The organism is Gemmatimonas sp., assembly GCF_041689975.1.
Classification (GTDB): Bacteria; Gemmatimonadota; Gemmatimonadetes; order Gemmatimonadales; family Gemmatimonadaceae; genus Gemmatimonas.
Genome location: NZ_JBDNFF010000233.1, coordinates 1 through 7,267, shown reverse-complemented (window position 1 = coordinate 7,267; position 7,267 = coordinate 1). Strand labels below are relative to the sequence as shown.

The following is a 7,267-nucleotide window of genomic DNA, read 5'->3' as shown; positions in this document are numbered from 1 at the left end:
CCACCACTACTCACTCGTTACACCGTCTGCGGCCGTGCCGTCCCATGCCATGCGCTCCGACTGCTCTTCACGCCACGCACCGTCGTCCCGCTTGACCGTCGCGAATGCGGCATTGATCTCGTCGAGCATCCGGTCGCGATGGAATGCCGCCAACGCTTCGTGGATGATTTCCTGCTGCTGCTTCCCCGTGCTCGCGGCCAGTTCCTGCAAGAGCCTGTGGTCGCTGTCGAGAATTCGCGTCTGTGCCATGATGACTCCTCCGGTTACTGGTCAGTTTACTACGGGATAGACGGTTTTGTAAACATGTCCGTCACAAACGGACTGCTTCGCAGGGCGCTGGGGCCGCCGGGCGGCGGCGGCACGACGGGCGCATGGGAGGCATCGGTGCCGCTGGATGCCAGTCCGTTCACGCTCTCAGCGCTGCACGCGCGCGCGCACGTACTTGACCACACGAGCGGACTGTCTGGGGTTCTACCCGCTCTCGGCAAAAAGCGTTCGGAGGGCCGAGTATAGAAGAGGCGGTCACGCACGCACTGTACCGTTGTACCCAGGGTGCCGAGGCCGTCGGTGCACACGGGGCATACCTCGATTCGCTGTCCGAAAGGAGTACGAGGTTCTTTGCCTCGGTGGGCTTCATTAAAACCGGCCACCACGACGAAAAGCTGAGGCTGGTTAACGGTGGTGGTGACCGCAATGTCTGTCGCCGCTTGGAGTTACGTCCGCTCGCTCCGGGGCCTGCGGCTCCTGGCGTCGATCCTCCACCAATTTGCTATAGGCCCCTCAAAGGGGTACGATAAATGTCAAGGTATTATCGTGCCCCTTTGAGGGCCGGCCGTGCGAAACGCCGCGTACAGGGCCCCCTAGGGGTCAGTTAAACTTCCTGGCCTTTTGTGGCCCCTTTGGGGGTCTGAACCAATACCCAATGTCCCATGCGAACAGTCCTGCCAGAACCATTGCCGCCGCTTGACCCCGCGCCGCATGATGCCGCCGCGCGGGGCGGTGTCGTGCTGACGCTCCGCGAAATGGGCCGCGTGGTGCGCTGGTGGCGCACGCGGCACCGCCGACCCCTGGGCGACGCCGCGGGCATGCTCGGCGTGACGCGCCGCCTGCTGGCGGAGCTCGAGCGTGGCGAGCGCGGCGTCCGCCTGGACAAGGCGCTGGACCTCCTCGCGGGCATGGGGTTCGATGTCGTGCTCGTACCGCGCGACCCCTCGCTGTCGCTGCAGGCGCCGGGTGATCGGGAGGACCGATGACCGCGCCGAGACGCCTGACCGTTTACCGGGACCGCCGACCGGTAGGGACCCTCTGGGCGGAAGGAACGCGCCTCCAGTTCGCGTACCATGCGGCGGTGCTGGGCGACCGCGCCGCTGCGGTGAGCGTCCTGCTGCCCGTGCGCGCCGGTGCGTTCGACGACCATCAGGTACGCCCTTGCTTCGAGAACCTCCTGCCTGAGGGCGACCTCCGCGGCTATCTCGCGAAGACGGAGAAGGTCGATGAGGGCGACGTGGTCGGCCTCCTCGCCGCGTTCGGCGGCGAGTGCGCTGGCGTTCTGTCGCTGTGGTCCGAGGGGGAACTTCCCCCGCCCAGCCCGCAGTACGCGCCATGCAGCGCCGAGGAGGTGCGTGCGGCGCTGGCGATGGGGCGCGCGCAGGAGGCGAGCGTCCGCAGCTCGCCCGCGCAGGTCATGAAGCGGGGGCGACTCTCGCTGAGCGGCGCCCAAGACAAGCTGGTCCTCTTCCGGCGCCCGCCCAGCGGACCCGGGGCCGCGCCAGGCGAGCCGCTGTACCGCTTCCCCTTGCGCGGGGCGCCCTCGACGGTGCTCGTGAAGCATGCCCGGGAAGAGCGGTTCCCGGGCCTGCTGCACAACGAGCTGCTGTGCATGCGCCTCATGGCCGCCGCCGGCGTGCCCACGGCCGCCAGCGCGGTGCACGCGCTGGATGCGGCGGTATACGAGACGGTGCGGTTCGACCGCGTGCTCGAGGAACACGACACCGTGACCCGGCTGCACGCCGAGGACGGGTGCCAGGTCACCGGGCGCACCTCGTTCCAGAAGTACGCCTCGACAGGAGCCCCGGGGTACCAGGACCTCTGTGCCGTCTTGCGGCGTGCGGGAGCGGCGCCCGCAGAGGATGCCGAGCGGCTCCTGCGTTGGGCCGTGGCGAACCTCGCGCTCGGAAATCGGGACGCGCACGCGAAGAACGTGACGCTGCTGCATACGCCGGCCGGCGTGCGGCTCGCCCCCGCGTACGACGTGACCTGTACCCTCGTGTACCCCGACCTCGACCCCGAGGAACTGCCGCTCCGCTTCGGGGGCCAGACGCACGCGAAGGCGCTCTCGGCGCACGCGCTGCGCGTGGCGGCCCGGGAGTTCGGTGTCACGCCGGCCCGGGCAGCCACGGTCGCGGGCGATACGTGCGACCGGCTACTGGCTGCCATCGACGATACCGTGCACGCCGTGACGTTGCTCGCCGGGGATGTCCCGATACTCGGGCGGCTGCACGAGACCCTGCAGGCCTCGGTGCGCGAGACGCGCGACCGGCTCGTGCCCGCACAGTTGGTGCAGGGTAGTGGCTGACGGCGCAAAGAATTGCGGCCCCAATCCCTTCGCGGCTGAAGGTAGGTTTTCCGCACCGCACACGATCACGTGACCGAATCGTCTGCCGAATCGGATGGCCATTCAGCACATGCCTCGCCTAACTCCTGCCACGAAGACGGCGGCTTGCCGCGAACGGGCATGGACCGAAATACTGTGTAGGGATCGTTCTTCACACGCCGCCAAAACTTCGCATCGCTGCCCAGCGCGGTGCCCAGTTGATAGCGCTCGTGGCTGGGGTCACTCGGAATCTCCGTGAGCGCGACGTCGGCCAAACGCTTCAGGAACTTGGTACTCGGATGGTCATGGTACCCATCAGGATCCTGTGCCTCGAGCCGAACGACCTCGGCAACGAGCGCGTCCCACGAGGTCGCGAACGCGTCCCACCGAAGCAACGTCCAGCCATTGCGCCGCACGCTACGGTATCCGGAAGTCGGCTGGGAACTCCGTGTCATCGTCCGCGTCTATACCCTCGACGAGTGACGCGATGAGCGCACTCTGCGCCGAGTCGAGAGGCGTGAACAGCGCAGGGTTCGAGGACATCTGTTGATCCATGAAGGCGAGGAATGCGCCCAGCATCGGATCCGCGTCCTCGTCGGCCATCGGCTCGTCGGGTCCGTTTGGACTGATGAGCAAGCGCCCTGGTGCAATCACATCCACCACGTACTCGCCAGACGCAAATTCCGGATGGTCGCGGTACAGGGCGGCGTCGAGCCGAAGTCCTGTGGAGTTTCCGACCTTGGTTGCGGTCGCGTGAAATGACATGAAGCGCCCGAGGTGAGGATTAAAGGCGTAGTGACAAGTGTACCAACACGCTCAATGGCATCAAGACCGGTGAGGCCGAAGCGCGTCACGGCACCCACCATCGTTGAAAACGAAGAGGCGTTGGGATGCTATGGTGACGCTGGCGCCGATTGCGTCACGCCTACACACGAGGCCCGGACGCCAACATCGCGTTCATCACGAACCGGCCCAGGCGTCCGTTCCCGTCCATATCATGTCCCACACCATTGGTACGAGTGACGTTCGAACAGCCGCATGCGCGAGATAGTAGCCGTGCGCCGCCATGGCGTTTCGCGACTCGGCGCTGACGGTATAGCCTTCGATGGACAGCGAGTGATAGGCATCCGGTCTACGTACGGAGACAAGACGCGCTGCCCACCGAGCTTCGGGATGTCATCCGGGAATGGGTTCAGTTCGTCCACCCGATACTTCACGGTTGTCATCGTGCCCACGATGTCGTTCGCAAACCGCGGCTGGCCAATCGCCCGAAAGAAGCCCTCGTGCACTCGGACGAGTGCCACGTGCAGGCTCAGCACACGCAATGGACCGTTCTTCTCGACCTGTTGCAGATCCGCTGGATTAGAGGGTGTGAGGTCGAGGATGGAGTGCACGGCCGAGAGGCACCACTCGTCTCCGAAGCGCGCGTTGCAGTAGGCGCCGATGAAATCCCGGAATGAGGCATGCCAAGCGGTGGTGTCGCCGGCGCCTCCCGCTGCGTCCGTGTGAAATCCATAACGTGCAGGAAAAATCGTATTCTCTGCGCGGAATCACTCGTATTGTCTGCGGAGAATCACTCGTAAAGGCTGCGCGCATCGTAAGGGCGTAGCGCTTTACAGAGCCATCAGAATGACCCTAAGGTCGAGTCCGGCACGCCAGTTGCCCCCTTCCTTGCAGAGTGAAGGATCGGGCCCACACGGTGACTGTCGAGCATATGACCATAACTGTATCCAATTCAACGACTTCCAGGATCGCCGGCGAATTTCGGCGGGCGACGCGTGCCGTGGGCGTGATGGCATGCGCTTTGGGAGTGTTGCAGGGATGCAGCGGTGTTGACGCAGTCGCCCCTCTGTCTCAGGTCACGCCGCCGGTCGCGCCGCCGGTTTCAGGCACGAACAGCGTGCCCGCGATCCCGCGCCTTACCCGGTTCTCGCCCGACACGCTGGTGGCCGGCGCCGCCGTGGTGATCACCGGCGAGCACCTCGCCCACGCGCTCGACTCCATCAGCGTCACCGTGGCCGGCGTGTCGCTGCAGGTCCGTAGCGCGTCGGCCACACGCATCGACGCCGTGGTCCCCGTTGGCGCGCTCCCCTGCGCCGCCACCGCCACGCAGCCGGTCACGCTCAACGTGGCCGGCACCGTGCTCACCACCACGGTGCCCGTGCGCGCCGCCAACCGCCTAGCGCTCGAGGCCGGCGAGTCGGCCAACCTGCTCTCGGCCGCCGACGTGCGCTGCACGGAACTCGTAGCCCCGACCACCGGCACTGCCCGTTACGTGGTAGCTGTGGTGAACACCAGCGACGTCGCCACGGCCAGCAGCGCGTTCGAACTACGCGGCACCGGCATCGGCGCGATGGCCGGCCAGATGTCGGCCATGAAGAACACGCCGGCGTTCGGCGGTATGGTGTCGTCGCCGTCGCTCACCGCGGCGTCGTCGCTCATCAACACGTCGCTGCTCCCCGGCCTGCGCACGGAATCGCTGGTGGCGAGCCAAGCCGCGGCGGCCGAGTTGCGGCACGACGACCTGCTCGATGCGCAGCGCACGATCGCCGCTCGTGCCGGGTCGGCCACCACGCAGTGGAGCACGGTCCGCGCGACTACGGTGAATCGCCTTGGCATGGCGACGGCATCTGCTGCCGCGCCGCTGAGCGTGGGCGACGTAGTCACGATGAAGGCGCTGTACAACAGCTGCAGCGCCGGCCGCGATGTGCAAGCCCGCGTGGTGTACGCCGGCTCGCGTTCGGTGGTGCTGGAAGACGTGGCCGCGCCGCGCGCTCGCACGATGGACGCCGACTATCGCGCGATCGGCGACGAGTTCGACCGCGTGCAGTACGCGCTGCTGCGGGACAACATCGGCGACCCGTTGGCGTTGAACGGCGCGATGAACGGCGACGGCCGCGTGACCATGTTGTTCACACGCTTCGTGAACGACTCCGTGGCCGGCACGGCGGGCTACGTAAGTGCCTGCAACTTTTATCCCAAGAGCACGTTCGCCGCCAGCAACGAGAACGAAGTGTTCTACGCCCGCGTGGCCACGAACACCGAAACGCCGTCCGACTGGCGTCGCGCCATGCGCAGCACGGTGATTCACGAAGGGAAGCACCTGGCCAGCTTCGCCGAGCGTTTGGCGAGCAACACGCCGTTCGAAGAGTCGTGGCTGGAAGAGAGCACGGCGCGCATTGCCGAGGAGCTGTACTCGCGCACCTTCACCAGCGGTGGTAGCTGGAAGGGCAACACCGGCTTCGCCACGACGGTGCGTTGTGAAGTGTACCAGTGCGACGACCGTCCGCTCATGATGTGGAAGCACTTCTCGATGCTGCACCAGTATCTGCGCGGCGTGGACACGTTGTCGCCGTTGGGCGCGTCGACCGCCAACGACGTGACCTTCTACGCCAGCGGATGGTCGCTGGTGCGCTGGGCCGCCGACCAGTACGCGACCACCGAAGGCGCGTGGCTCAAGGCACTGGTGAAGGGAGGCGCGCACACCGGCCTCGCCAACCTCGCGCTACGCACGGGTCGCCCCGCGGGCGAACTGCTGGCCGACTGGGCGCTGGCCAACGCGGTAGACGATCTGCCGGGCTTCACCCCGAGCCGCCAGCAGCTCACCTTCCCGAGCTGGAACGTGGCCGACGTATGGAGCGGTCTGGCCGGCACGTACCCCGGCTCGTTCTCGGCGGCACCGCTCAAGGCGCGGGCGATGAGCTTCGGGTCGTTTGTGCTGCCGGTGCAGCAGCTGCGGGCGTTCAGCAGCAGCTACTTCAGCTTTGACGGGGCGCAGGTGGGTGGGCAGTTGATTGAACTGCGCGGGGAAGGAGGCGCGCCGGTGGCGCCGGTGGGTTTGCGGGTGGCGGTGGTACGTGTGGAGTAGTTTTCTCTCGTGACGATTCTCGCTGTCATCGCGTTCGCCGCATTCGCAGCTATCCTTTCCATCTGGCTCGGCTATCCCGTCGTGATCTGGCTCATCGCCAAGGTCGTGGGACAGCCGAATGTGTCGAACGTTGCGGCCGGTGCCACGCGACGCGTTTCCGTGGTACTGGCCACGCGAGATGATGTGGAATCCGTTCAGGCCCGTGTCGCAAATCTGCTCGACATGGCGCATCCGGCCGAGCTACTGGAAGTCATCATCGCGCTCGATGCGGACGGCGCAAAGGCAACGCCTGAGCTACTCGGCGACCTCGACACGCGCGTTCGGGTCGTGCTTGGGGATGCACCCGGCGGCAAAGCATCCACGTTGAATGCCGGAGTGCGCGCCACGACAGGGGACATTTTGGTGATGGCCGATGCGGCGCAGCGCTTCGATGCGCAAACCATTCCCCAGCTTGTCGCGGCGCTGGAGGACACGCGGTTCGGCGCGGTGTCCGGCGCGTTGGAGCTCGGTCGCGACGGAGGGACATCACCGGTGGATTTGTACTGGCGACTGGAGAAGTGGCTTCGTTACAACGAGTCGCTTATCCACTCCAGCGTTGGCGTCACGGGTGCCGTATATGCCACGCGTAAATCATTGTGGACAGAGCTCCCGGCGGGAACGCTTCTCGATGACGTGTACGTGCCGATGTCGCTCGTACTACGTGGGCACCGCGTGGCTTTCAGCTATGCAGCGAAAGCTCGAGACGTGCGGAGCTTTGATGCAAAGGCGGAAGGTGAGCGCAAGACGCGCACGTTGACCGGCGTGAT

At 66.0% G+C, this 7,267-nt stretch carries 8 protein-coding genes; 5 read left to right on the top strand and 3 right to left on the bottom strand.

Annotated features, from left to right (window positions below; genetic code table 11):
* Nucleotides 1–6: 6 nt before the first annotated feature.
* Entirely contained in the window at nucleotides 7–249 is a 243-nt protein-coding gene (locus tag ACESNG_RS15040; RefSeq protein WP_373069570.1) for a toxin-antitoxin system protein, read from the bottom strand.
* A 54-nt stretch (nucleotides 250–303) separates the two neighbouring features.
* On the opposite strand from ACESNG_RS15040, the gene ACESNG_RS15035 reads away from it, so the two are divergent.
* The 3 genes from ACESNG_RS15035 (at nucleotide 304) to ACESNG_RS15025 (ending at nucleotide 2,575) form a co-directional block, all read left to right on the top strand.
* A complete protein-coding gene (locus ACESNG_RS15035) occupies nucleotides 304–513 on the top strand; it encodes a hypothetical protein (RefSeq protein ID WP_373069568.1) in 210 nt (69 codons plus the stop codon).
* 416 nt (nucleotides 514–929) lie between these two features.
* Nucleotides 930–1,253, top strand: coding sequence for a transcriptional regulator (locus ACESNG_RS15030; protein ID WP_373069566.1), 324 nt, complete (start codon nucleotides 930–932; stop codon nucleotides 1,251–1,253).
* Nucleotides 1,250–2,575: a HipA domain-containing protein gene (locus ACESNG_RS15025; RefSeq protein WP_373060053.1), complete on the top strand. Its 1,326-nt coding sequence runs from the start codon at nucleotides 1,250–1,252 to the stop codon at nucleotides 2,573–2,575. Before ACESNG_RS15030 ends, ACESNG_RS15025 begins: the two co-directional genes overlap by 4 nt.
* Before the next feature lie 65 nt (nucleotides 2,576–2,640).
* Here the strand turns inward: ACESNG_RS15025 and ACESNG_RS15020 are convergent, their stop codons facing one another.
* On the bottom strand, nucleotides 2,641–3,009 hold the full coding sequence (locus ACESNG_RS15020) for a type II toxin-antitoxin system YhaV family toxin (protein ID WP_373069564.1): 369 nt from the start codon (nucleotides 3,007–3,009) through the stop codon (nucleotides 2,641–2,643).
* A gap of 1 nt (nucleotide 3,010) precedes the next feature.
* Nucleotides 3,011–3,358, bottom strand: a complete 348-nt coding sequence (locus ACESNG_RS15015) for a type II toxin-antitoxin system PrlF family antitoxin (RefSeq protein ID WP_373069562.1) — start codon at nucleotides 3,356–3,358, stop codon at nucleotides 3,011–3,013.
* Nucleotides 3,359–4,493: 1,135 nt separating this feature from the next.
* Here ACESNG_RS15015 and ACESNG_RS15010 point away from each other — a divergent pair.
* Together ACESNG_RS15010 and ACESNG_RS15005 are read left to right on the top strand one after the other, a co-directional pair.
* Nucleotides 4,494–6,461 carry an IPT/TIG domain-containing protein gene (locus ACESNG_RS15010; protein ID WP_373069560.1) on the top strand — a complete coding sequence of 656 codons (1,968 nt, stop codon included), beginning with the start codon at nucleotides 4,494–4,496 and terminating at the stop codon, nucleotides 6,459–6,461.
* A 9-nt stretch (nucleotides 6,462–6,470) separates the two neighbouring features.
* Nucleotides 6,471–7,267, top strand: a 797-nt coding sequence (locus ACESNG_RS15005; RefSeq protein WP_373069558.1) for a glycosyltransferase, incomplete at its 3' end; no start/stop codon positions are given.